At 62.0% G+C, this 21,589-nt stretch carries 24 protein-coding genes; 17 read left to right on the top strand and 7 right to left on the bottom strand.

Annotated elements, in window-relative coordinates; translation table 11 throughout:
• The first annotated feature begins 56 nt into the window (after nt 1-56).
• From lgt to ABID19_RS22945, 6 genes are all read left to right on the top strand, one after another.
• Nucleotides 57-911, top strand: coding sequence for a prolipoprotein diacylglyceryl transferase (lgt, locus tag ABID19_RS22970; protein ID WP_354493236.1), 855 nt, complete (start codon nt 57-59; stop codon nt 909-911).
• The gene (locus tag ABID19_RS22965; protein ID WP_354493235.1) at nt 908-1,996 is read left to right on the top strand and encodes a class I SAM-dependent methyltransferase; all 1,089 of its coding nucleotides are present in this window, start codon (nt 908-910) and stop codon (nt 1,994-1,996) included. Before lgt ends, ABID19_RS22965 begins: the two co-directional genes overlap by 4 nt.
• A gap of 117 nt (nt 1,997-2,113) precedes the next feature.
• Nucleotides 2,114-2,908, top strand: a complete 795-nt coding sequence (gene pgeF, locus ABID19_RS22960) for a peptidoglycan editing factor PgeF (RefSeq protein ID WP_354493234.1) — start codon at nt 2,114-2,116, stop codon at nt 2,906-2,908.
• Entirely contained in the window at nt 2,908-4,059 is a 1,152-nt protein-coding gene (locus ABID19_RS22955; RefSeq protein WP_354493233.1) for a M24 family metallopeptidase, read from the top strand. Before pgeF ends, ABID19_RS22955 begins: the two co-directional genes overlap by 1 nt.
• A gap of 54 nt (nt 4,060-4,113) precedes the next feature.
• On the top strand, nt 4,114-4,713 hold the full coding sequence (locus ABID19_RS22950; RefSeq protein ID WP_354493232.1) for a hypothetical protein: 600 nt from the start codon (nt 4,114-4,116) through the stop codon (nt 4,711-4,713).
• Between the two features lie 155 nt (nt 4,714-4,868).
• On the top strand, nt 4,869-5,804 hold the full coding sequence (locus ABID19_RS22945) for a ribose-phosphate pyrophosphokinase (RefSeq protein ID WP_337126612.1): 936 nt from the start codon (nt 4,869-4,871) through the stop codon (nt 5,802-5,804).
• A 65-nt stretch (nt 5,805-5,869) separates the two neighbouring features.
• Here the strand turns inward: ABID19_RS22945 and ABID19_RS22940 are convergent, their stop codons facing one another.
• The gene (locus ABID19_RS22940; RefSeq protein WP_354493231.1) at nt 5,870-6,718 is read right to left on the bottom strand and encodes an AraC family transcriptional regulator; all 849 of its coding nucleotides are present in this window, start codon (nt 6,716-6,718) and stop codon (nt 5,870-5,872) included.
• Between the two features lie 130 nt (nt 6,719-6,848).
• Between ABID19_RS22940 and ABID19_RS22935 the strand changes: the two genes are divergently transcribed.
• Nucleotides 6,849-8,099: an MFS transporter gene (locus tag ABID19_RS22935; RefSeq protein ID WP_354493230.1), complete on the top strand. Its 1,251-nt coding sequence runs from the start codon at nt 6,849-6,851 to the stop codon at nt 8,097-8,099.
• Nucleotides 8,100-8,200: 101 nt separating this feature from the next.
• Here ABID19_RS22935 and ABID19_RS22930 read toward each other — a convergent pair whose 3' ends face one another.
• The gene (locus ABID19_RS22930) at nt 8,201-9,157 is read right to left on the bottom strand and encodes a DMT family transporter (RefSeq protein ID WP_354493229.1); all 957 of its coding nucleotides are present in this window, start codon (nt 9,155-9,157) and stop codon (nt 8,201-8,203) included.
• A 93-nt stretch (nt 9,158-9,250) separates the two neighbouring features.
• Here ABID19_RS22930 and ABID19_RS22925 point away from each other — a divergent pair, with 93 nt between their 5' ends.
• Nucleotides 9,251-10,117 carry a LysR substrate-binding domain-containing protein gene (locus tag ABID19_RS22925; protein WP_354493228.1) on the top strand — a complete coding sequence of 289 codons (867 nt, stop codon included), beginning with the start codon at nt 9,251-9,253 and terminating at the stop codon, nt 10,115-10,117.
• A gap of 52 nt (nt 10,118-10,169) precedes the next feature.
• Here ABID19_RS22925 and ABID19_RS22920 read toward each other — a convergent pair whose 3' ends face one another.
• Nucleotides 10,170-10,769, bottom strand: coding sequence for a TetR/AcrR family transcriptional regulator (locus ABID19_RS22920; protein WP_354493227.1), 600 nt, complete (start codon nt 10,767-10,769; stop codon nt 10,170-10,172).
• Nucleotides 10,770-10,893: 124 nt separating this feature from the next.
• Between ABID19_RS22920 and ABID19_RS22915 the strand changes: the two genes are divergently transcribed.
• Nucleotides 10,894-11,382, top strand: coding sequence for an anthrone oxygenase family protein (locus ABID19_RS22915; RefSeq protein WP_354493226.1), 489 nt, complete (start codon nt 10,894-10,896; stop codon nt 11,380-11,382).
• 93 nt (nt 11,383-11,475) lie between these two features.
• Here ABID19_RS22915 and ABID19_RS22910 read toward each other — a convergent pair whose 3' ends face one another.
• On the bottom strand, nt 11,476-12,906 hold the full coding sequence (locus ABID19_RS22910) for an MFS transporter (RefSeq protein WP_354493225.1): 1,431 nt from the start codon (nt 12,904-12,906) through the stop codon (nt 11,476-11,478).
• Nucleotides 12,907-13,026: 120 nt separating this feature from the next.
• Complete coding sequence (locus ABID19_RS22905) at nt 13,027-13,698, bottom strand: ArsR/SmtB family transcription factor (protein WP_354493224.1); 672 nt, start codon at nt 13,696-13,698, stop codon at nt 13,027-13,029.
• A gap of 94 nt (nt 13,699-13,792) precedes the next feature.
• Between ABID19_RS22905 and ABID19_RS22900 the strand changes: the two genes are divergently transcribed.
• From ABID19_RS22900 to ABID19_RS22865, 8 genes are all read left to right on the top strand, one after another.
• On the top strand, nt 13,793-14,296 hold the full coding sequence (locus tag ABID19_RS22900) for a DUF2938 domain-containing protein (protein ID WP_354493223.1): 504 nt from the start codon (nt 13,793-13,795) through the stop codon (nt 14,294-14,296).
• A 300-nt stretch (nt 14,297-14,596) separates the two neighbouring features.
• On the top strand, nt 14,597-15,238 hold the full coding sequence (locus tag ABID19_RS22895; protein ID WP_354493222.1) for a 50S ribosomal protein L25/general stress protein Ctc: 642 nt from the start codon (nt 14,597-14,599) through the stop codon (nt 15,236-15,238).
• A 23-nt stretch (nt 15,239-15,261) separates the two neighbouring features.
• Nucleotides 15,262-15,993: an aminoacyl-tRNA hydrolase gene (pth, locus tag ABID19_RS22890; protein ID WP_354493221.1), complete on the top strand. Its 732-nt coding sequence runs from the start codon at nt 15,262-15,264 to the stop codon at nt 15,991-15,993.
• Between the two features lie 2 nt (nt 15,994-15,995).
• Entirely contained in the window at nt 15,996-16,559 is a 564-nt protein-coding gene (locus ABID19_RS22885; protein WP_354493220.1) for a hypothetical protein, read from the top strand.
• Between the two features lie 78 nt (nt 16,560-16,637).
• Nucleotides 16,638-17,741 carry a redox-regulated ATPase YchF gene (gene ychF, locus ABID19_RS22880; RefSeq protein WP_354493219.1) on the top strand — a complete coding sequence of 368 codons (1,104 nt, stop codon included), beginning with the start codon at nt 16,638-16,640 and terminating at the stop codon, nt 17,739-17,741.
• Nucleotides 17,742-17,963: 222 nt separating this feature from the next.
• Nucleotides 17,964-18,938 carry a magnesium/cobalt transporter CorA gene (gene corA / locus ABID19_RS22875; RefSeq protein WP_354493218.1) on the top strand — a complete coding sequence of 325 codons (975 nt, stop codon included), beginning with the start codon at nt 17,964-17,966 and terminating at the stop codon, nt 18,936-18,938.
• Nucleotides 18,939-19,042: 104 nt separating this feature from the next.
• Nucleotides 19,043-19,504, top strand: a complete 462-nt coding sequence (locus ABID19_RS22870; protein ID WP_354493217.1) for a MaoC family dehydratase — start codon at nt 19,043-19,045, stop codon at nt 19,502-19,504.
• A complete protein-coding gene (locus ABID19_RS22865) occupies nt 19,501-19,971 on the top strand; it encodes a MaoC family dehydratase (RefSeq protein WP_352933469.1) in 471 nt (156 codons plus the stop codon). Before ABID19_RS22870 ends, ABID19_RS22865 begins: the two co-directional genes overlap by 4 nt.
• A 46-nt stretch (nt 19,972-20,017) precedes the next feature.
• On the opposite strand, the gene ABID19_RS22860 is transcribed toward ABID19_RS22865, so the two are convergent.
• Together ABID19_RS22860 and ABID19_RS22855 are read right to left on the bottom strand one after the other, a co-directional pair.
• Nucleotides 20,018-20,563, bottom strand: coding sequence for an adenine phosphoribosyltransferase (locus tag ABID19_RS22860; RefSeq protein WP_354493216.1), 546 nt, complete (start codon nt 20,561-20,563; stop codon nt 20,018-20,020).
• Nucleotides 20,564-20,662: 99 nt separating this feature from the next.
• Complete coding sequence (locus ABID19_RS22855; RefSeq protein WP_354493215.1) at nt 20,663-21,535, bottom strand: cytochrome c1; 873 nt, start codon at nt 21,533-21,535, stop codon at nt 20,663-20,665.
• Nucleotides 21,536-21,589 lie beyond the last annotated feature (54 nt).

The raw sequence follows: 21,589 nt of genomic DNA, 5'->3' as shown, positions 1-21,589 counted from the left end.
GCCAAAACCCTGCCGCATGGTCCGCGCCCGAACGTGATCGCAACCGGGAGATCTTGTTGAACGAGTATCTGATGCTGCCGCTGGCGGCCCTGCCCTTCCCCAACATCGACCCGGTCATCGTCCAGATTGGGCCGCTGGCGGTGCATTGGTATGGCGTCGGCTACATCGTCGGCATTCTCTTCGCGTGGTGGTATGCCAAGCGGCTCGTCACCAATGCCAGGCTCTGGCCCGACGGCACGGTGCCGATGAAGCCCGAGGATCTCGACGACTTCATCGTCTGGGCGGCCATCGGCGTGGTGCTTGGCGGGCGCACCGGCTACGTGCTGTTTTACGACCTGCAGCGCTATATCGCCCATCCGCTCGATATCCTCGCCGTCTGGCAGGGCGGCATGTCGTTCCATGGCGGCCTGCTCGGCGTCATTCTCGCCATGACGCTGTTTTCCTGGTCTCGCGGCATCCGCACATGGTCGCTGTTCGATGTTGTGGCGGCCGGCGTGCCGGTCGGCCTTGGCCTCGTTCGCATGGCGAATTTCATCAATTCCGAATTGTGGGGCAGGCCGACCGACGTGCCGTGGGCGGTCGAATTCCCCAATGGCGGCCCATTTGCGCGCCACCCGAGCCAGGTCTACGAGGCGCTGCTCGAAGGCCTGGTGCTGTTCCTGGTCCTGCGCTTTCTCACCCATTCCAGGCTCAAGCTGAAGACGCCGCGCTTCGTCGGCGGCGCCTTCATCGCCGGCTATGGCCTGTCGCGCATCTTTGTCGAATTCTTCCGCGAGCCCGATCAGCAACTCGGCTACTTCCTCGGCACCGGCTGGCTGACCATGGGCATGGTGCTGTCGCTGCCAATGGTGCTTGCCGGTGTCTGGGCAATGGCGACGGCAAAGCCGGTAACGCAACCGCAGCCGGTATGACCCGGCTGAAAACCCGAATCGCCGAGCTGATCAGTGCGGCGGGGCCGATACCCGTCAGCCAATACATGGCACTTTGCCTGTTCGATCCTGAGGAAGGCTACTATACGACGCGCGAGCCGTTTGGGGCCGCCGGCGACTTCGTGACCGCGCCGGAGATCAGCCAGATGTTCGGCGAACTGGTCGCAGTCTGGCTCTACGAAGCCTGGCTGGCGACCGGCCGGCCGCTACCGGTCACCGTCGCCGAGATCGGCCCCGGCCGCGGCACGCTGATGAAGGACATGCTGCGCACACTTTCGCGGCTCGATCCGGCGCTGACCGCGGCCGCATCGTTCGCCATGATCGAGACCAGCCCGCGGCTGACCGCTGTCCAAAAGCAAACGCTTGCCGCAGCGCCTGTCGCGATCGGCTGGCACGAAAGCATCGACACGCTGCCGCAAACTCCGCTTTTCATCGCCGGCAACGAATTGTTCGACGCCGTGCCCATCCGCCAGTTCGTCCGCGCCGGAACAGGCTGGCGCGAACGGATGATCGGCCTCGACGGCGCGGATGAATTGCACTTCTTCGCCGGCGCCGGCTCGGTCGATCCGACGCTGTTGCCGAACGAGGCCGAAAACGCGCCACAGGGCGCGATTGTCGAGGTCGCGCCGGCCCGAGCCGCACTGATGGCGACCATCACTGAGCGCATATCCAGTCGTGGCGGCGCCGGGCTATTCCTCGACTATGGCTATTTCCGGCCAGGGATCGGCGACACGTTGCAGGCTTTGCGCAAGCACGATCACGAAGATGTGCTGGCCAATCCGGGCGAAGCCGATCTCACCGCCCATGTCGATTTCGCCGCCCTTGCCGCGGTTGTGCGGGCACACGGCCTCGATGCCCATCTCTCCACGCAAGGCGAATTCCTGGTGGAAATGGGGCTTCTCGAACGCGCCGGCCAGCTCGGCGCCAAAGCCGATCAGGCGGCTCGCGAAAAGATCGCGAGCGAGGTCGAACGCCTCGCCGGCCCGCAAGCCATGGGCGACCTGTTCAAGGTACTTGCCGTCCTGCCTGCCGGCATCGCCGTTCCGCCGTTTGCGGCGGCGGATTGACTTTTCGCTGCTGCCTCTTCCACTCTCCCGGCTTCCGACCGTCGCCTACCTTGTGGACTGTAGCCCATCTTTGGACTGTAGCTTGACGAAATCGCCCACACGGACAACAACGCCGCCATGCTGAATCAGACGAAACCGGATCCCGTTCGGTCACCCTTGCTGGAAAGGGTGCGGGCACAAGGCATTCGCCACGGCTATTTCACCCGCGTCGGCGGCGTCTCCAGCGGCATCTATCAGGGGCTCAACATCGGCACCGGCTCGAGCGACGACCAAACGCAGGTGGCCGAGAATCGCCGCCGCGTCGCCGACTGGATGGGTGTGCCTCCAAGCCATCTCTTGACCGCCCACCAGATCCATTCGCCCGATGTCGTCGTCGCCCGTGAGCCTTTTGCCGGCGAGCGGCCGAGGGCCGACGCCATCGTCACCGATCGGCCGGGCATCGCCGTCGGTGCCTCGACCGCCGATTGCGGACCGGTGCTGTTCGCCGATGCCGAGGCGCGTGTCATCGGCGCGGCCCATGCCGGCTGGAAGGGCGCCCTGGCAGGCGTGCTGGAAAACACCATTGCGGCGATGGTAGGCCTCGGCGCCCGGCGCGAGCGCATCGTCGCGGTTCTCGGTCCCTCCATCGGCCCCGAAAACTACGAGGTCGGGCCAGAATTCGTCGCCCGCTTCGTCGAGGCCGACGCCAACAATATCAGCTATTTCGCGCCCTCCGCGAAGTCGGGACATGCAATGTTCGACCTCAACCGCTATACGGTCGATCGGCTGACCCGGGCCGGCGTGACCGCCGACGGGCTCGGCCGCTGCACCTATGCCGAGGAGGATCTGTTCTATTCCTACCGGCGCACCACGCATCGCGACGAGCCGGACTACGGGCGGCAGATTTCGGCAATCGTTTTGGAGACTGAATAATGGCGCTGCATTTCGAACGGTCGGAATTTGACGCGCGGCGCGATCGGTTGATGATCGAGATCGCCGAAAAGAAGCTCGATGCCGTCCTGCTGTTTGCGCAGGAGAGCATGTACTGGCTGACCGGCTACGATACGTTCGGCTTCTGCTTCTTCCAATGCCTGGTGGTGAAGGCAGACGGCTCGATGATCCTGCTCACCCGCTCGGCCGATCTGCGCCAGGCGCGCCACACCTCGATCATCGACAACATCGTGCTGTGGACCGATCGCGACGGCGCCAATCCGGCGATCGACCTGCGCAATCTGCTCAACGATCTCGACCTGCTCGGCGCCCGCATCGGCGTCGAATACGATACCCACGGCTTGACCGCCTACAATGGCCGGCGCCTGGATGAGCAATTGCAGACCTTTGGCCAAATCGCCGACGCTTCCGGCATCGTCAGCCGGCTGCGCCTGTTCAAGAGCCCGGCCGAGATCGCCAAGGCGGAGAAGGCCGCAAATCTCGCCGACGATGCCCTGGACGCGGCCTTGCCGCTGATCAAGCAAGGCGGCGACGAAGCCTTGATCCTGGCTGCGATGCAGGGTGCGATCTTTGCCGGCGGCGGCGATTATCCGGCCAACGAATTCATCATCGGCTCGGGCGCGGATGCGCTGCTTTGCCGCTACAAGGCCGGTCGCCGCAAGCTGACCAAGAACGACCAGTTGACGCTCGAATGGGCCGGCGTCTTCCACCACTATCATGCGGCGATGATGCGCACTGTGCTGACCGGCAAAGTGTCGAAACGTCACCAGGAACTGTTCGAGGCTGCGCGAGCCGCACTTCTGGCCGTCGAAAAGGCGATGACCCCGGGAAACACCTTCGGCGACGTATTCGATGCGCATGCCCGCACGCTCGAATCGCACAATTTGACCAAGCACCGGCTCAATGCCTGCGGCTACTCGCTCGGCGCCCGCTTCACCCCGTCATGGATGGACATGCCGATGTTTTATCAGGGCAACCCCGAACCCATCGCGCCAAACATGACGCTGTTCGCCCACATGATCATCATGGACTCCGAAACCGAGACCGCGATGACGCTTGGCCGCACCTATCTGACGACCGAATCGCAGCCGAAGCCGCTGTCCCGCCATGATCTCGACTTGATCGTGCAGTGAATCCATAATGATAAGGATTCAAAGGGCGTTCATCGCCAGGGAGTTTTGAGGCAAATGAGGCGATCGCATATGACGACCGTGTCATTGCTCGCGGCGCTGGCGCTGGCCGCCTGCACCAATGCAAAGGACGTTCTCGAACCCTCGGCCATCGCCCCGCAGTCGACACAGGCCGTGCCCGCAGCCGGCACGGCTGCAGCACCGCAGCCTTCCGCGACGACACAACCTTCCGCCCCGGCGCAATCGGCAACCACGCCCGTGCCCGCAAAGAGCGCCGCCGTTATCGCACGAACCCGCCTGCAGGTGGCGCCGATCGTCGGCGCCTCGGTGGAAGCAGCCACACCGCTGACCGCGGAGCTTCAGACGCGAGCCAGGCAGCGCGGCATCACTCTCGCCGGCAGCGCCGGCCAGACCCCGACGCACGTGCTTAAAGGCTATTTCTCGACGATGTCGGAAGGCAAGGACACGACCGTCATCTATGTCTGGGACGTCTACGATCCGGCCGGCAACCGGCTGCATCGCATCAATGGCCAGCAGAAGGCGCCATCGGTCAATGGTGGCGACGGCTGGGCTGCGGTCGCGCCGGAGACGATGCAGGCGATCGCCGACCAGACGATCGACCAGTTTGCCACCTGGCTTGGCAGCCAAGCGGGCTGACATGTTGCCGGCTTTCTCATCGCAAACGTTTATTGAGATTAGCCGGCGGATTCCCGATCACGACGCTTGCAATACCGGCACGGGCCGCTAAAAGCCCGACTAAGAGGCTCAAGAGAGTCTGTCGGAGTCTCTCAATCCTTCACCAGGAACGGTGCATGAAGCTTTTCGCGGGCAATTCCAACAGGGTGCTAGCCGAAGCGGTCGCCCGCTATCTTAACATCCCGCTGGGCAAAGCCAGCGTCAGGCGCTTCGCCGATCAGGAAATCTTCGTCGAGATTCAGGAGAATGTGCGCGGCGAGGATGTCTTCGTCCTGCAATCCACCTCGTTCCCGACCAACGATCATCTGATGGAACTGCTCATCATGATCGATGCCTTCATGCGCTCGTCGGCCAAGCGCATCACGGCGGTCATTCCCTATTTCGGCTACGCCAGGCAAGACCGCCGCGCCTCGGGCCGCACGCCGATTTCGGCCAAGCTGGTCGCCAATATGATCACGCGGGCGGGTGTCGATCGCGTGCTGACGCTGGATCTCCATGCTGGCCAGATCCAAGGCTTTTTCGACATCCCGACCGACAATCTGTTTTCAGTGCCGGTCATGGCCCGCGACGTGAAGGCGAAATACAAGCAGCTTGCCAATGTCATGGTCGTGTCGCCGGATGTCGGTGGCGTGGTCCGCGCCCGCGCGCTCGCCAAGCGCATCGACGCCCAGCTTGCCATCGTCGACAAGCGTCGCGAGCGCCCCGGTGAATCGGAAGTCATGAACGTCATCGGCGATGTGCGCGGCAAGGACTGCCTGCTGATCGACGACATCATCGATTCGGGTGGTACATTGTGCAATGCGGCCGATGCGCTGCTCGCCGCCGGCGCCACCAGCGTCACCGCCTACACCACACATGGCGTTTTGTCCGGCGGCGCTATCGCCCGCATTGGCGCCTCGAAACTGCAGGAACTGGTCATCACCGATTCGATCCAGCCGACCCAGGCGGTGCTCGACGCCAGCAACATCCGCGTCATCTCCATCGCCGACCTTATGGGTGAGGCGATCTCGCGCACGGCGACCGAGGAATCGGTGTCGAGCCTGTTCGACTGAAATCCGCCGCGCTACAGCCGCGCGCCCAGCGCATCCTTTCCAAACCGAAGATCCGGGGTCATGCGTTACCCATTCGACACCCTGATGTTGTCTCTTGACCCGCGCATATAGCCGCGCGGCGAGGCCCCCAGCATGCGCTTGAACATAGTGATGAAGGCCGGCACGCTGTCATAGCCGAGATCGAGCGCTACCCTGGTGATCGGCTCACCGTCGGCCAACCTCGGCAGGGCTGCGAACAGGCAGGCCTGCTGGCGCCACGTCGACAGCGACAGCCCGGTCTGGCGATGGAAGGCGCGGGTGAAGGAGCGGCGGCTCATGCCGACGGCGTCGGCCCATTCGTCGATCGTGGCATGCGGCGAGGGTGCCGCGACAAAGCGCCGGCACAGCGCCGCCAGCCTTGGATCCGAGGGAAAAGGCAGTCCGAGCGGCCGTTCCGGCAGGTTCGGGATTTCATGCAGGATCAGGCTCATGATCAGGCCGCCGCGCCCTTCCAGCTCGCCGCCCTGCGGCAACTTTTCCGATTCCACGATCAGGCTGTGCATGAGGTCGGTGACGCCGACCACCCGCAGCCCTTCCGGCAGCCCGGCAATCGCCTCCGGCATCACATAGACCGAGCGCATGCTGACATCGCCAAGCATCTCGACGGAATGTTCGGTGCCGGCGGGGATCCACATCGCATGGTCGGGAGGCACCATCCAGCGACCATGGCGCGTCGTTACCAGCACGACGCCGACCAGCGCATGCAGCAACTGGCTGCGGCTGTGACGGTGCTGCGGCACCCGATAGCCATCGGGATATTCGGTCGGCAGCGCCACCGCCGGCCCGGCGACTTCCTCCAGCCACTGCCAGCGGCGTTCGTGCAACTGCCCGAGATCGGTGTCGCCGGCTTTGGAGATTTCCCTGCCATGCGGCATCGGATATGGCCCACTTGCGAAACTATTGGACCAAACCACGAAAGAAGTCGCTTGGCAAGCGACCTATAAGACAACCGGCCAGTTGGACCACCCGCGGACGCTTCCGCCAAAAAGACCACGGAGCATAATCTTGACTGACACGACAGCCACCACCGTCGCCACGCCTGCGCCGGCCAGCCACGCTTCGGCGCAAGCGACGGCCTTCACCGTCATCCTTGCGGTGAGCTTCTGCCACTGTGTCAACGACATCATGCAGTCGCTGCTGTCGGCCATCTATCCGCTGCTGAAGGACAATTACGGCCTCGATTTCTGGCAGATCGGGCTTTTGACCTTCACCTTCCAGGTGACGGCGTCATTGCTGCAACCGCTGATCGGCATGGTCACCGACAAGCGGCCGATGCCCTATTCGCTGCCTTACGGCATGGCGGCCTCGCTGATCGGCCTGATCGTGCTGGCCTATGCCGGACATTATTCGCTGCTGCTGATCGGCGCGTCGCTGATCGGCCTCGGTTCGGCGATCTTCCACCCGGAATCCTCGCGCATCGCCCGCTTCGCCTCGGGCGGCAGGTTCGGCCTGGCGCAGTCGCTCTTCCAGGTCGGCGGCAATCTCGGCCAGGCCATCGGGCCGCTGCTGGCTGCCTTCATCGTCGTGCCCTTCGGCCAGACCAGCATAGCGTGGTTTGCCGTCGGCTCGCTGATCGGCATCGTCGTGCTGTGGCGGGTCGGTGTCTGGTACAGCCGCCTTCGCGCCTCGCTCGCCAACCGCAAGACGGCAGGCTTCGTCTCCCCCTTTCCGCGCCACAAGGTGTTGGGCGCGCTGGCGGTGCTGACCTTGCTGGTGCTGACCAAGAACGCCTACGTCGCCAGCCTGGCCAGCTACTACACCTTCTACGCCATAGATAAATTCGGCGTTTCGGTGCAGATGTCGCAGGTCATGCTGTTCCTGTTCCTCGGCGCCTCGGCGCTGGGCATCCTGCTCGGCGGTCCGTTCGGCGACCGCTACGGCCAGAAGACTATGATCTGGTTCTCGATCGTCGGTGTGCTGCCCTTCACGCTGGCCCTGCCCTACGCCAATTTCGAATGGACGATGATCCTGACCGTGCTGATCGGCCTGATCCTGTCGTCGGCCTTTTCCAATATAGTCGTCTTCGCCCAGGAGCTGGTGCCCGGCCGGGTCGGCATGATTGCCGGCATCTTCTTCGGCTTCGCCTTCGGCATGGGCGGCATCGCCGCCGCCGTGCTCGGCGTCGTCGCCGACATGAAAGGCATCGACTTCGTCTTTCAGGTCTGCTCCTACCTGCCGCTGCTCGGTTTGCTGACAGTGTTCTTGCCAAACATGAAAGAGGCGAGAAAGATCGAGGAAGAAGCCACGACCAGGTGAAGTCGTGTGTTTGGACCTCGGTTTTGTGAGGGGTTTACGGATAGCAGCCAACAATGTGTTGGCTAGCATCCGTGGCGGCATTTGGGGAGCACGGCTCTGCCTTATTCTTGATGCCGTTCGTTTCGGTCGGTGTTGCTCCCGGTCACAGCTATGGCGGGTGCTGGTCGTCGTGTCACAAGGCCACGCCACTCAGCCCCTATCCCCGATGCGACTCCTATTCCAACCAGGACTGCCATGAGCCCTATGATCAGGTTCGCGCTCACCGGTTCGCCCAACAATACGGCGCCGAAAATTGACGCTGTCACTGGGTTTACGGCAACGGAGACGGCGACCAGTGTCGGCGCTGCGCGTCCGAGCGCGAAGGCCCAGAGGAAGAAGATGAAAGCCCCGCAAACTATGGCCAGATATCCGCTCGCAATCCATTGCAGTGCGCCGAGCGCCGCAAGTTGCGCGAAGCCTCCATTCAACGCCGCGGAGATCGATAGGCAGACTGCACCGATGCCCATGCCAAACGCCGTAAACGAGATTGGCCCGGAGCGGGATAGAAACGGTCGGGACCAGACATTGTAGAGCGCCATGCAGAACGCCGCTGCAACCATGAGGAGGTCTCCGCGCCATGCGCCTGGGGGCGCGGTCGTCAGGCTCATGCCGAGTGCAGCCACCACTCCTGCCATCGCGATCAGGACGCCGACTATCTTGCGCATCGTCGGCGGCTCGACCCGTAGAACTGCCCCTGCAACCATGGTGAGCAAAGGCAGTGTCGATAGCGCCAAGGCTCCGCGCGCCGCCGTCGTATAGATAAGGGCCCCATTGAAGAGCACGGGAAACAGGCCGAAGAACAGCAGACCCATAGCGGCGGCGCCGAGCCAGTCGCTTTTCACCGGCCACCTGTCTCGTCGCCAAAGCGCCACGGCGACCAAGACGAGAAAGCCACCACCGAATCGAACGGCCCCGATGGTGAGAGGATCGAGCGTGTCTGTGAGATACCGTGTCGCACCGACCGCAGTGCCGCCAAGGGCGCTGGAGAGAACCGCTGCTAGCACTCCGAGAATTTCCATCGTTGCATGACCTCGCGGGCTTGAAACCAGCGATAATGGGCAGGCGCGCTTAAAGGAATCGAATAAGCTCAATAAGCTTGATAAGGTTTCGCTATGAGCACCCCGAGTCTCGATCCAGAACTCCTGCGGGCTTTTGTTGCCGTTGCCGAGCACCTCTCATTCACGCGGGCAGCCGAGCAGCTCAACCGAACGCAGGCCGCTGTAAGCCTGCAGGTGAGACGTCTTGAGGAGCGCCTTGCCGTCGCATTGTTCCGCCGCTCGACTGCTCGCGTCGAACTCACCGCCGCCGGGGATGGCTTTCTGATCGATGCACACCGCATTCTTGCCCTCAATGAGCAAGCGATTGCACGTGTTTCCAATCAGAGAGTGGCTGGGCGCATTCGCATCGGGGTCATGGAAGATTATGGCACCAAGGTTCTGCCGCGCCTCCTCGCCGACATTGCTCGGCGATTTCCGCTGGTACAGGTCGAAATGGAGATAGGCCTCACCGCCCGGCTCCTGAAAAGGCTCGGCTCATCGTTCGATGCGGTCATAGCCATGCATATGGAAGGTGCAACCAAGGGTGATCTGATATGCCGCGAACGGGCTGTTTGGGCAGCGGCGGCCGACCATGCTGTCGAAGAGCTCAATCCTCTGCCCATTGCCTTGTCGAATCCCGATTGCCTATTTCGCTCCTGGGCTGTCGAGGCGCTCAACAAGGCAGGTCTGCCGTGGCGATTGGCCTATGTCAGCCCGAGCCTGTCAGCTGTAGAGGCCATCGTTGAGCAAGGCCTGGCGATAACCGTCGTCAAAGGCAGCATGCTTGCGCCTGGCCTACGCAGCATCCATCCAGGCCGACATCTGCCGCCGCTGCCGGGAGCCGAGATCCGTCTTCATCGGTCCGAAACGTCTCCTGCCAGCGCCATACTGGTCATCAATCACCTTGCGCATCGCCTCCGCTCGATGGCCTTGGGTTCATAGCCTGCGCTCGCCCGCGGCAGGGTGGTGCTGCTTAGCGATGCCGCCCATGCCGTCAGGTGCTGCAGAGCGTTCTAAACGCACTGATCGCAGCGACCACTCTCGAATGGATGTCATTTTCTGAAGGAATGGGAAGAGTGTGAATGACCCGCCGGACCTGCAGATCACCGATCAGCAGGTTCAAGAACCAATCGGCCGCTATGCGCGCCGATGGCGCGGCCAGCGCACCGCTCTCCAAGCCGCGCTGAATCAATTTCTCGATCAGAGGAAATACCGAATCGCGGCCACCTGCAGCAATCGTCGCGCCCAATTCGCCGCTTTCGTCAGAAGCGGCCGCGCGGTTCAGCGAAATTGCCCGCTCGCCAAGCAGCATCGAAAGGAGGATCGGAGCAACATCCTCAAGGGTGACCAGAGGATCGGCTTCGTCCCTGATTGCCGCATCCAGTGCCGCTTTCGTGGTCCTTGCATTGCTTTCGACCATCGTCTTGAACAAGCCCTTCTTGTCGCCATACCAGCGATAAAGGGTTTCGTTTGATGCCTTTGCCTCTTTGGCTATGCCAAGCATGGAAGTCCCGCCGTAGCCTCTCTCCCTGAGAAGCTTGTAGGCCGCCCTCTCGATCTGTGCTCGACGCGCAGCCTTGGTATCTTCACGCATTCCAAGCTCCGGAAATGCCGACCTCAGAAAATGCCAATCTCAGAAAAGGCTTGACCAGAACCGTACACCTTTGTACGCATGTGCGAAAGCGTACACGACGATACGGTATTATGGAAGCTGCTAAATGCCTGGGATAGTGGTGGGATTGTCGGTCGCATCGATCGTCTTTTCGGGAGCGATATTCGGATTTTTCTACGCCTGGGTCTGCTCCACAATGTGGGGGCTCGACCAGGCTGATCCCCGAGTGGCAATCCAGGCCATGCAGGCGATGAACGCCTCGGTTCGCAACGCCGTGTTCTTTCCCGCCTTCTTTTTGACGCCAGTCGTCCTGGGGCTCACGGCTGCCGCGATGCGTTTCTATGGCCGCAAGTCGCCAGCGTTCTGGTTCGCTGCGGCGGCGCTCGTCTATCTGACGTCAGGTCTCTTCCTCACCTTGGTGGTGAATGTGCCGATGAACGAGGCGTTGGCCGCAACCGTCATTCCCAACGATGTCGAGACTGCGCGAAAGATCTGGCAGGATTATTCACAACGGTGGCAGTTCTGGAACCAGGCAAGAACCATCGCGTCAGGGGTATCCTTGGCTTTTGCCGGCTTCGGTCTGGCGAGATTGTGACCGGGATCGTCCGGGCCCGGATGACGGACGGGTGATTTTCTGCCTTCGCTCGAGGCAGAGACCACAATCGGGTGAAGCTTCGTCCCGGCCAGTTCAAATGGGAGAAGCGTTCGGAGCGATCCGCGCGCAGGCGCCCTGCCTGGTGAGCCTCATCGCAGCCGCGGCCGCCGCCAGATAGAAGAGGCATGCCGCACCGAATGCCCAGCCGTAACCTCGCACAACATCACTTTGCGTTGCCGCCACCGACATCAGTACCGCTAGCCCCATCGTCGGGCCGAGTTCCATCGCCGTGTTCATGACGCCGCCGGCAAGCCCTGCCTGATGCTGCGGGACATTCATCGTGGACAGCACGGCCGATCCGGAAAAGACCAGCGACATCCCGGCCGCAAGTAGAATTGTCCCGGGCAACAGGCCGGAAAGATAGATCGTGTCCCTGCCAATACCGGTCAGCATCCCAAGCCCTATAGCCGCGACTATTAGGCCGGCAACGGTGGTCGGCAAGGCCCCGAAGCGTCCCACTGAGGAGGGAGAGAGGTGGTTTGCCACGATCAACGTCGCGGCGAAGGGCAGAAAGCCGATCGCCGTCATGAGTGGCGACCATCCCATCACCTGCTGCAGGTAAAGCGAGAGGATATATTCTATCACGACCGAACCGGCTGCAGCCAGAAGCATTCCCGCCAGTCCGGTGATCCTGCAGGAATCGACCAGGAAGCCCGGTGGCAACAGGGGGTCTTCGACCTTCCGCTCCAGGATCACGAAGACTGAGAGGAGCAGGCCAGAGACCACAAGCGAGCCGATGACTGGCAGCGACGTCCAGCGATGGTCGCCGCTTGCAATCAGGCCATAGCTGCCCAAGGCGATACCGAAGGTGGCAAGCAATGCTCCCATGGGATCGAGTCGCGGCCGATGAGCAGACCTGTCGCTACGACCCATCGGAAGCAACACGGAGGTCGCTGCCAAGCCGATCATTGCCACGACAACCGGGACAGAAAACATCCATCGCCACGAAATCCAGGTGGTAAGGACGCCCGAGACGACGAAACCCATGATTGCGCCGAGGACCGAAACTCCGCCCCATGTGGCCATCGCCCGGCCATAGGCGGCCGGGTCCGGAATAAGCGCGCGCAGGACGGCCATCGCAGCAGGCGCGGTCATGGCTCCGCCGATCCCTTGTGCAACGCGCATCGCCACCAGCACACCGTAATTCGGCGCGAAAGCGGCGACGAGTGAGGCGGCACCAAAGACCGTCAGCCCCAGCACGAACATGCGCCGGCCACCATAGCGGTCAGCCAATCGGCCGCCGAACAGAAGCAGCCCGCTGAAAGGCAGTCCGTAGGCAACCTGAAGCAGCAACAGATCCGTAGAAATGAGGCCGAAGTCGATGGCGATCTTCGGCAGCGGCACCATGATCAGCGCGATCGTGAAGATCAGCGTGGCTTGTACCGTGGCGAGCATTGTGAAAGCCAGGCGTGTCTTCCCTTCCGAAACGCCGGTTCCACTGCTCGTTTCCGAATAGATCTTCATTGGCTTACCTCCCATGCTTCCGGCAACCGCCGTCTAGCTGCCTCAGGCATTCCATCCCGCGGCGGTTCCAGTTCTCTGTTCATATTTCGGGTTGGCCCGGCGACGCCGACGTCGGCGCTGTCAGCCGCTTTCGTAGCTCATGCCGTCGACATCTGAGGTCAGCCACTCGGGAAACCCACCTTCGAACCGCCGCGAAGCCCAGCCTCGCGCCCTCAGGATCGCCAGCGCGTCAGCAGAGAGAACGCACTGGACACCACGGCAATACGCGACGATGACCTTCTCTCGTGGGAGCTCCGCAAGCCGTTCTTCCAGCTCACCCACGGGAATGTTGATCGCACCCGGCAAATGCCCGGCCGCGTATTCCTCCTGCGGCCGAACGTCGAGCAACACGATTTCGTCGTCGCGCATGCGACGCACGAGTTCCTCGCGCGAGATGTTCTCCAGCCTGTCCGGCCGACTCATAGTGTCATTGATGAGCTCGCGGATTTGCTCGCGCCTATGGTTCGCAAGGCTTCGCAGGGCCGCGAGCACGTTTTCGATTGGGCCATCTGCCAAACGATAGAGCACGCGTTTCCCGTCTCGCCGGGTTTGCACCAAGCCCGCCCGCTTGAGGTGTTGAAGGTGCTGCGACGTGTTGGCCAATGCGATCCCGGAAAGTTGCGTCAGTTGCTCTACGGCCAGTTCGCCGTCGGCAATGTGGCGCAGAAGAACCAGCCGATGCGCATGCCCCAGCGTGCGGGCCAGATCCGCTATTTCGTCAAAGATCGGATGGTGAACGTCTGCGGTTTTCATATCGCATGGCTACCATCAATCTATCAATCAATCAATATGTTGAATGATAGATTTCATTCAGCTAGTGTCGGAAGCCTAGGACAGGAGCATAGAAATGAACGAGCAGTTGGAGTTCGTTGTCCACGCAGCCGCTATCGGAACGGGGGCGACAGCGGTGATGGATCTTTGGGGATTGTTTCTGAAACGAGCGTTCGCGATCCCATCGCTTGACTATGCCTGGGTCGGCCGCTGGATCGGGCACTTCCCGCGAGGGCGTTTCGCACATGCAAATATCGCGCAAGTTCCCCGAATTCGGGGCGAAACTCCTATTGGATGGATCGCGCATTATGCGATCGGCATCGTCTTTGCTGCGTTGCTGATAGGGGTATGGGGCCCCGACTGGGCACGACATCCGACATTGCTTCCTGCCCTTCTTGTCGGCATTTCCACTGTTGTCGCCCCGTTCTTCGTAATGCAGCCTGCTTTTGGAATCGGAATTGCAGCTTCGAAAACGCCCAATCCGCGCACTGCGCGTCTACGCGGCCTCATGACCCATCTATCCTTCGGGGTCGGACTGTATGTCGCCGCATTGCTTTCGGCACTCGTGTTTCCAGTCTGACACTGATCGATTGGGGTCGGCTCAAGACACAACCCAAATCTCTGAAAATGGAGGCGAGGCCGAAATTCAAAGCGAGACACTGCCCACCCGCCACGGCTTGCACCTCGCCCCACCTTCCGCTATAGAGCCGCCACCCGCGTAGACACCCTTGGAGGCAACGCGGCGGAAGGCTGTCCGGGCCTGCGTGATCCCAAATAAGATTTTGGACCAGATCATGTAAGGCCATGACGGCTTTCGACGTTTGCGGCCCAGGCATCTCGCCGGCCGCGAACGCTCCAGAACAACGCGAAAGGAAATGCCATGAGCCAAGCTTCTTACGAGCTCAAGGCCGAAGCGCGCGAACAGGTCGGTAAGGGGTCCGCCCGTGCAGTTCGCCGCAACGGTAAAGTGCCTGCAGTAATTTACGGCGACAAGCAGCCTCCCCTGGCGATTGCGCTGACCTACAAGGACATCTACTACAAGATCCATGGCGGCGGGTTCCTGACCACGATCGCCACGATCGATGTCGACGGCAAGAAGATCCAGGTCCTGCCCAAGGACTACCAGCTCGACCCGGTCAAGGATTTCCCGGTCCATGTCGACTTCCTGCGCATCGGCAAGGACACCGAAGTCAATGTCGACGTGCCGGTCCACTTCATCAACGAGGACAAGTCGCCCGGCATCAAGCGCGGCGGCGTGCTCAACATCGTGCGTCACGAGGTCGAGTTCCACTGCCCGGCCAATGCGATCCCGGAATTCATCACCGTCGATCTCACCGGCACCGATATCGGCGATTCGATCCACATCTCGGCGGTCAAGCTGCCGGCCGGCGTCAAGCCGGTGATCTCCGACCGCGACTTCACCGTCGCCACCATTGCCGGTTCCGCGGCGATGAAGCCGGAGGCGGAAGAGACGGTCGAAGCGGCTGAACCCGAAGCGGCTCCTGCCGCTGAAGAGAAGTAATCCCTTTCCGCCCGGAGGTGACGATGCTGCTGTTTGCAGGCCTCGGCAATCCGGGCGCGAAATACGCCAACCACCGGCACAATGTCGGCTTCATGGCGGCGGACGCAATCGCCCGCCGCCATTCCTTTTCGCCCTGGTCGAAGAAATTCCAGGGCCTGATCGCCGAAGGCACGCTTGCCGGCGAAAAAATCATCCTGATCAAGCCGCAGACCTTCATGAACAATTCCGGCCAGTCGATCGGCGAAGCGCTGCGCTTCTACAAGCTCGCCCCCTCGGCGCTCACCGTCTTCTATGACGAGATCGACCTCGCCGACGGCAAAGTTCGCGTGAAGACCGGCGGCGGCGCCGGTGGTCACAACGGCATCCGCTCGATCGACGGCCATATCGGCAACGCTTACCGCCGCGTACGCATCGGCGTCGGCCATCCCGGCGTCAAGGAATTCGTCCAGCATCATGTGCTTGGCGATTTCGCCAAGGCCGACCGCGAATGGCTGGAACCGCTGCTCGACGCCATCGGTGATCATGCCGAAATGATCGTCAGAGGTGATGAATCCGGCTTCATGAACAAGGTCACCGTTGCCGTTCGGGGCAAGGCTGGCATCGAGCCTGGGCCGGAGAAGCCCGGACAAACCCACAAGAGCGCAAAACAGCAGAGTCACGTCCGTCAGGCAAGGCCGCAGCAGCCGGCGGTCAAGCTGCCCGACACCGGGCCGATGGCCGCCATGCTGAAGAAGCTGTTCGGCGGCAAGGACTAGCCATGGATATGGACGACGTTCAGGAATTGGTCCGCCGCGTCAGGCAGAAGTATGTCGATCAGTTCGTCTCAGCTGTCGGCGAACTTGCTGCCAACAGCCAAGGATCGCATACGACCGAGGTCAAGTTCTCGAATGTCGATTCCTTCTATCGAAATTTCATTGCGGTTGACTTCGTTGCCAATGACGGAGAGCCCAATCCGCAATTCATCAATAGCGATACCTATCTGAAATTCTCTCCGGATATTCGCGCCGAGATCGGCGGAATGGATGTCTTGATCTCACCGTTCAAGTGGGACGAGGTCCATTTCAAGTTCGACACAAAGGATCTTGACGGCGATCTCTTCGACGAATGGTTTTGCGGCTGGTTCGATGTCGATGACGAGCGTGAAACGATGGAAACCGTCGGAAACATCATTCACAGCACGCAATTGCTCGATGGGCAACTGACGGTCGATTTCGGAACCGCCGACGTCGACGCGTTCTGGCATCTCTTCCATATATTGACCAGGTCCGGCGTTCGCTCGCTGGCCATAGGCACCGACGAAATTGCGCAACCCCTGAACTGAATTGCGCCTTGACGTTCGTCACCGCTTTCGCCCATAGCCCTCATCAAATTTCGATTTCCCGATAGGACCGGATAAAAAATGGGTTTCAAATGCGGCATCGTTGGCTTGCCTAACGTCGGCAAGTCGACGCTTTTCAACGCGCTGACCAGGACGGCGGCGGCGCAGGCCGCCAACTATCCGTTCTGCACCATCGAACCGAATACCGGCGAGGTGGCGGTGCCCGACCCGCGCCTGCAGAAGATCGCGGCGATCGGCAAGTCGAAGGAGATCATCCCGACCCGCATCTCCTTCGTCGACATCGCCGGCCTGGTGCGCGGCGCCTCGAAGGGCGAAGGGCTGGGCAACCAGTTCCTGGCCAACATCCGCGAGGTCGACGCCATCGTCCACGTGCTGCGTTGCTTCGAGGATGACGACATCACCCATGTCGAGGGCCGCATCGACCCCGTCGCCGACGCCGAGACCGTCGAGACCGAGCTGATGCTCGCCGACCTCGATAGCCTCGAACGCCGCATCGTGCAGTTCCGCAAGCGCGCTTCCGGCAAGGACAAGGAGGCGCTGACCGTGCTTCCGATGATGGAAGCAGCCCTCGAACTCCTGCAGGCCGGCAAGCCCGCCCGTATCCTGCTCAACGGCATCGCGCCCGAGGATCTGCGCATTCTGCAGGGGCTGAACCTGCTGACCTCGCACCCCGTGCTCTATGTCTGCAATGTCGCCGAGGCCGACGCTGCCACCGGCAATGCGCACACCGAAGCGGTCGACCGGATGGCTGCCGCGCAAGGCGCCCACACCGTGGTGATTTCCGCGGCGATCGAAGCCGAGGTCGCGCAGCTCAGCGATGAAGAGGAAATGGAGTTCCTCGCCACGCTGGGCCTTGAGGAACCGGGCCTGAACAAGGTGATCCGCGCCGGCTACGAGCTTTTGCAGCTCATCACCTATTTCACCGTCGGGCCGAAGGAGACGCGCGCTTGGACCGTGCACAAGGGCGCCAAGGCGCCGCAGGCGGCTGGCGTCATCCACACCGATTTCGAGCGTGGCTTCATCCGCGCCCAGACCATCGCCTATAACGACTTCGTCACGCTGGGCGGCGAAGTGGCGGCCAAGGAAGCCGGCAAGGCGCGCGACGAAGGCAAGGAATATGTCGTCCAGGACGGCGACATCATGCTGTTCAAGTTTAACACTTGATGTGACCGACGACGCGCCGGCAGCCATCATGGCCGCCGATGCGATCACAGCCTCGTGCACGGCAGCACAAGCCCTTCCGCGCGGGTTGACTGCCTGCAATGCCCGGTCTAAGGGGCGTCTGCACCCGGCCCGTGCTTTCCTCGAAAGCACCCGTCCCGTGCAATCCGAAACGACGCGCCCATTCGAACCCATCCTTTTGGCTCCAGCAAGGGAGACCCGGCGATGATCAAGGCATTCGTCGTGGACAATGACCGCCTGCGCATAGTCGACGATCTCTTGGCAAACAGCGACAAGATCGTCTGGGCCGATCTTCTGAATCCGACAAAGGAGGAGGAAGCGAAGATCGAGACCTGGCTCGGCGTTGCCATTCCGACGCGCGAGGAGATGGAGGAGATCGAGATTTCAAGCCGTCTCTATATCGAGGACGGCGCCTATTTCATGACCGCCACGCTGCCGGCCCAGACCGAGGCCGACGATCCTCTGATGTCGCCGGTCACCTTCGTGCTGGCCGGGAACAGGCTGATCACCGTGCGTTACCACGAGCCCAAGGCCTTCACGACCTTTCCGCTGCGCGCCGAAAAGGTGGCGACCGGCTGCACCAGCAGCGACACCATCCTGATCGGCCTGCTGGAGGCGATCGTCGACCGCCTTGCCGACATTCTGGAGCGCGCCGGCCGCGACATCGAGGCGATCTCGCGCGACATCTTCGAAGCGCGCTCGACCAAGGCTTCCAAGCGCAACCGCGACTTCCAGGAATTGCTGAAGGCCATCGGCCGCAAGGAGGACATCGCCTCCTCGATCCGCGACAGCCTGATCTCGCTGCAGCGGTTGGCCGGCTTTCTCACCCACGCCTCGGCCCAGACCAAGATGAGCAAGGACGTCCGCGCGCGCATCAAGACCCTGTCGCGCGATGTGCTGTCGCTTGCCGACCACGCCACCTTCCTGTCGCAGAAGATCAACTTCCTGCTCGACGCGACGCTCGGCATGATCTCGATCGAGCAGAACGCCATCATCAAGATCTTCTCCGTCGCCGCGGTCATCTTCCTGCCGCCGACGCTGGTGGCGTCGATCTACGGCATGAATTTCAATGTCATGCCCGAACTGACCTGGCACTTCGGCTATCCCTTCGCCATTGGCTTGATGATCCTGTCGGCGATCCTTCCCTTCTGGTATTTCCGCCGCCGCGGCTGGCTCTGACCAAGGCTTGGCTCACTAGAAATCTCTTGACCAAAGGCTGTCCGGCCTGCATCCGGGAACGCCGATCCCTTGGGATCGTACAATCTTGAACCGGATTCCAGACCATGACCGGAAAGACCTGGGCCTATGAGGATTTCGTCGAGGGAGCCTCGCTCGACCTCGGCACGAAGCTGGTGAGCGCGGCCGAGATCATCGAATTCGCGCAGGAATTCGATGCGCAGCCGATGCATCTCGACGAGGTGGCGGGCAGGGCCAGCATCCTTGGCGGGCTGGCGGCCTCCGGCTGGCACACCTGCGCGATGTTCATGCGCATGCTGTGCGACGCCTTCCTGCTGGACTCGACCTCGCAGGGCGCCCCCGGGGTCGACCACGTCAAATGGAAAAGGCCGGTGCTGGCCGGCGACGTTTTGAGCGGCAACACCACCGTCCTTGCCAAGCGCCTGTCCAGATCCAAGCCTCAGATCGGCCTCGTCACCATGCGCAGCGAGCTTTTCAACCAGCGTGGCGAAGGCGTCTTCGAACTCGAGAACACTGTCATGTTCCTGACCCGAGGGGCCAGCGCGTGAGCCTCGACGAGTTCTTTCGCATCGGCGCCACCGTCACCCTCGGTTCCCACACATTCGAACCCGAGGCGATCAAGGCGTTCGCCCGGAAATACGATCCGCAGATATTCCATCTCGACGAAGAGGCGGCGAAGAAGAGCGTGTTCGGTGGCCTGTGCGCCTCGGGTTGGCACACAGCGGCAACCTGGATGAAATTGAACCTCGAAACCGGCGTGGAGGCCGAGGGCGCTCGCTGGGCCGGCGCTGGGCCGGCGCCCGAATTCGGCCCCTCGCCCGGTTTCAAGAATCTCAAATGGCTGAAGCCCGTCTATGCAGGAGAAACCGTAACCTTTACCCGCACCGCGCTTAGCCACCGCCCCATCGCATCGCGGCCGGGCTGGCGATTATTGACGCTGCGCTCGGAGGCTTTCGATTCGACCGGCGACAAGGTTATCGAGTTCGAAAGTGCGGTGCTGGTGAAGGTGGGATGAGGAACCTTTTCCTTCTCTCCCTGTGGGAGAAGGAAGAACCGTGCTCTCAATGCCCCTCAAACCCGATCAGCGTCCTGACCGGCACGCCGAGTGCTTCGAGCTTCTCGCGGCCGCCAAGGTCCGGTAGGTCGATGACGAAACAGGCGGCGAGTATGTCGGCGCCGATCTGCCTGAGAAGCTTGACCGCCGCTTCCGCCGTGCCGCCGGTGGCGATCAGATCGTCGACGAGGATGACCTTCTCGCCCGGAGACACGCCGTCCTTGTGCATCTCCATCTCGTCCAGCCCGTATTCGAGGCTGTAGGCGACGCGCACCGTCTCGTAAGGCAGCTTGCCCTTCTTGCGGATCGGCACGAAGCCGGCCGAGAGCTGATGGGCGATAGCCCCGCCGAGGATAAAGCCACGCGCCTCGATGCCGGCGATCTTGTCGATCTTCTCGCCGGCATAGGGGTGCACCAGTTCGTCGATGGCGCGGCGAAAGGCGCGCGCATTGCCGAGCAGCGTGGTGATGTCGCGAAACAGGATACCCGGCTTGGGGTAGTCGGGAATGGTGCGGATCGCGGCAAGCAGCGTGTCTTCGAGCGAAGATTTCATGAGGCGGAGATTCCGTTGCCGTACAGTTTTGCCGGTAAGCAGCCGAAAAGAAAAGGGCGCCTTTCGACGCCCCGGGCATTTTCGTTCTTTCAGTACCGGTCAGTGCGCGACGCCGGCCCACACCTTGCGCTTGGTCAGATAGACCAGCGCGCCGAACAGCAGCAGGAAGACCAGCACGCGAAAGCCGGTCTTCTTGCGGGCTTCCAGATGCGGCTCGGCCGCCCACATCAGGAAGGCCGACACGTCGCGGGAATACTGGTCGACGGTCTGCGGCGAGCCGTCGTCATAGGTCACCTGATCGTCGGAAAGCGGCTTGGGCATCTTCAGCGACACGCCGGCTATGAAGTAGGGGTTGTAGTGCGTGCCTTCCGGTATCTCCATGCCCGCCGGCGGCTGCTCGTCATAGCCGGTCAGCAGCGAGTGGATATAGTCGGGACCGCCCTGGGCGTATTGCGTAAAGATGTCGAAGACGAAACGCGGAAAGCCGCGCTCGACGCCGCGTGCTTTGGCCAGCAGGGACATGTCGGGCGGGGCAGCCCCGCCATTGGCGGCCGCGGCTGCCTGATCGTTGGGGAACGGCGCCGGGAAATGGTCGGACGGTATGCCGGGACGATCGAACATGTCGCCGGCATCGTTGGGACCGTCATTGATCGTGTACTCGGCCGCCAGCGCCTTGACCTGCGCTTCCGAGTAGCCAAGATCCTCGAGCGTGCGAAACGCCACCAACTTCATCGAATGGCAGGCCGCGCAGACTTCCTTGTAAACCTTCAGCCCGCGCTGCAACTGTGCCTTGTCGTAGGTGCCGAACGGCCCGGCGAAGCTCCAGTCCATCTCCTTCGGCTCGTGTATCGGGAAATGCGTCGGCGCGGCTTCGTTGTGCGCCTCTTCCTGGGCGATGGCCCCGGTGGTCGCAGCGCCAGCGCCTGCCAAGACCAGGCCGAGCAGCGCCAGCGAGGTGAGAATCTTCGTCATGCCAAATCCCCTTGAGATTCTCTGCCGCGCCGTCGTCGTCTCGAGCATGATCTT

This window comes from Mesorhizobium robiniae, from assembly GCF_040545535.1.
In the GTDB taxonomy this organism is placed as follows: Bacteria; Pseudomonadota; Alphaproteobacteria; order Rhizobiales; family Rhizobiaceae; genus Mesorhizobium; species Mesorhizobium robiniae.
This window is presented reverse-complemented; position numbering and strand designations above follow the sequence as displayed.

Bases quoted from the DNA above. Each gene is read 5' to 3' on its own strand.
- ABID19_RS22965 (WP_354493235.1), top strand. From the start codon at position 908: ATGACCCGGCTGAAAACCCGAATCGCCGAGCTGATCAGTGCGGCGGGG.
- pgeF (WP_354493234.1), top strand. From the start codon at position 2,114: ATGCTGAATCAGACGAAACCGGATCCCGTTCGGTCACCCTTGCTGGAA.
- ABID19_RS22955 (WP_354493233.1), top strand. From the start codon at position 2,908: ATGGCGCTGCATTTCGAACGGTCGGAATTTGACGCGCGGCGCGATCGG.
- ABID19_RS22950 (WP_354493232.1), top strand. From the start codon at position 4,114: ATGAGGCGATCGCATATGACGACCGTGTCATTGCTCGCGGCGCTGGCG.
- ABID19_RS22945 (WP_337126612.1), top strand. From the start codon at position 4,869: ATGAAGCTTTTCGCGGGCAATTCCAACAGGGTGCTAGCCGAAGCGGTC.
- ABID19_RS22940 (WP_354493231.1), bottom strand. From the start codon at position 6,718: ATGCCGCATGGCAGGGAAATCTCCAAAGCCGGCGACACCGATCTCGGG.
- ABID19_RS22930 (WP_354493229.1), bottom strand. From the start codon at position 9,157: ATGGAAATTCTCGGAGTGCTAGCAGCGGTTCTCTCCAGCGCCCTTGGC.
- ABID19_RS22925 (WP_354493228.1), top strand. From the start codon at position 9,251: ATGAGCACCCCGAGTCTCGATCCAGAACTCCTGCGGGCTTTTGTTGCC.
- ABID19_RS22920 (WP_354493227.1), bottom strand. From the start codon at position 10,769: ATGCGTGAAGATACCAAGGCTGCGCGTCGAGCACAGATCGAGAGGGCG.
- ABID19_RS22915 (WP_354493226.1), top strand. From the start codon at position 10,894: ATGCCTGGGATAGTGGTGGGATTGTCGGTCGCATCGATCGTCTTTTCG.
- ABID19_RS22910 (WP_354493225.1), bottom strand. From the start codon at position 12,906: ATGAAGATCTATTCGGAAACGAGCAGTGGAACCGGCGTTTCGGAAGGG.
- ABID19_RS22905 (WP_354493224.1), bottom strand. From the start codon at position 13,698: ATGAAAACCGCAGACGTTCACCATCCGATCTTTGACGAAATAGCGGAT.
- ABID19_RS22900 (WP_354493223.1), top strand. From the start codon at position 13,793: ATGAACGAGCAGTTGGAGTTCGTTGTCCACGCAGCCGCTATCGGAACG.
- ABID19_RS22895 (WP_354493222.1), top strand. From the start codon at position 14,597: ATGAGCCAAGCTTCTTACGAGCTCAAGGCCGAAGCGCGCGAACAGGTC.
- pth (WP_354493221.1), top strand. From the start codon at position 15,262: ATGCTGCTGTTTGCAGGCCTCGGCAATCCGGGCGCGAAATACGCCAAC.
- ABID19_RS22885 (WP_354493220.1), top strand. From the start codon at position 15,996: ATGGATATGGACGACGTTCAGGAATTGGTCCGCCGCGTCAGGCAGAAG.
- ychF (WP_354493219.1), top strand. From the start codon at position 16,638: ATGGGTTTCAAATGCGGCATCGTTGGCTTGCCTAACGTCGGCAAGTCG.
- corA (WP_354493218.1), top strand. From the start codon at position 17,964: ATGATCAAGGCATTCGTCGTGGACAATGACCGCCTGCGCATAGTCGAC.
- ABID19_RS22870 (WP_354493217.1), top strand. From the start codon at position 19,043: ATGACCGGAAAGACCTGGGCCTATGAGGATTTCGTCGAGGGAGCCTCG.
- ABID19_RS22860 (WP_354493216.1), bottom strand. From the start codon at position 20,563: ATGAAATCTTCGCTCGAAGACACGCTGCTTGCCGCGATCCGCACCATT.
- ABID19_RS22855 (WP_354493215.1), bottom strand. From the start codon at position 21,535: ATGACGAAGATTCTCACCTCGCTGGCGCTGCTCGGCCTGGTCTTGGCA.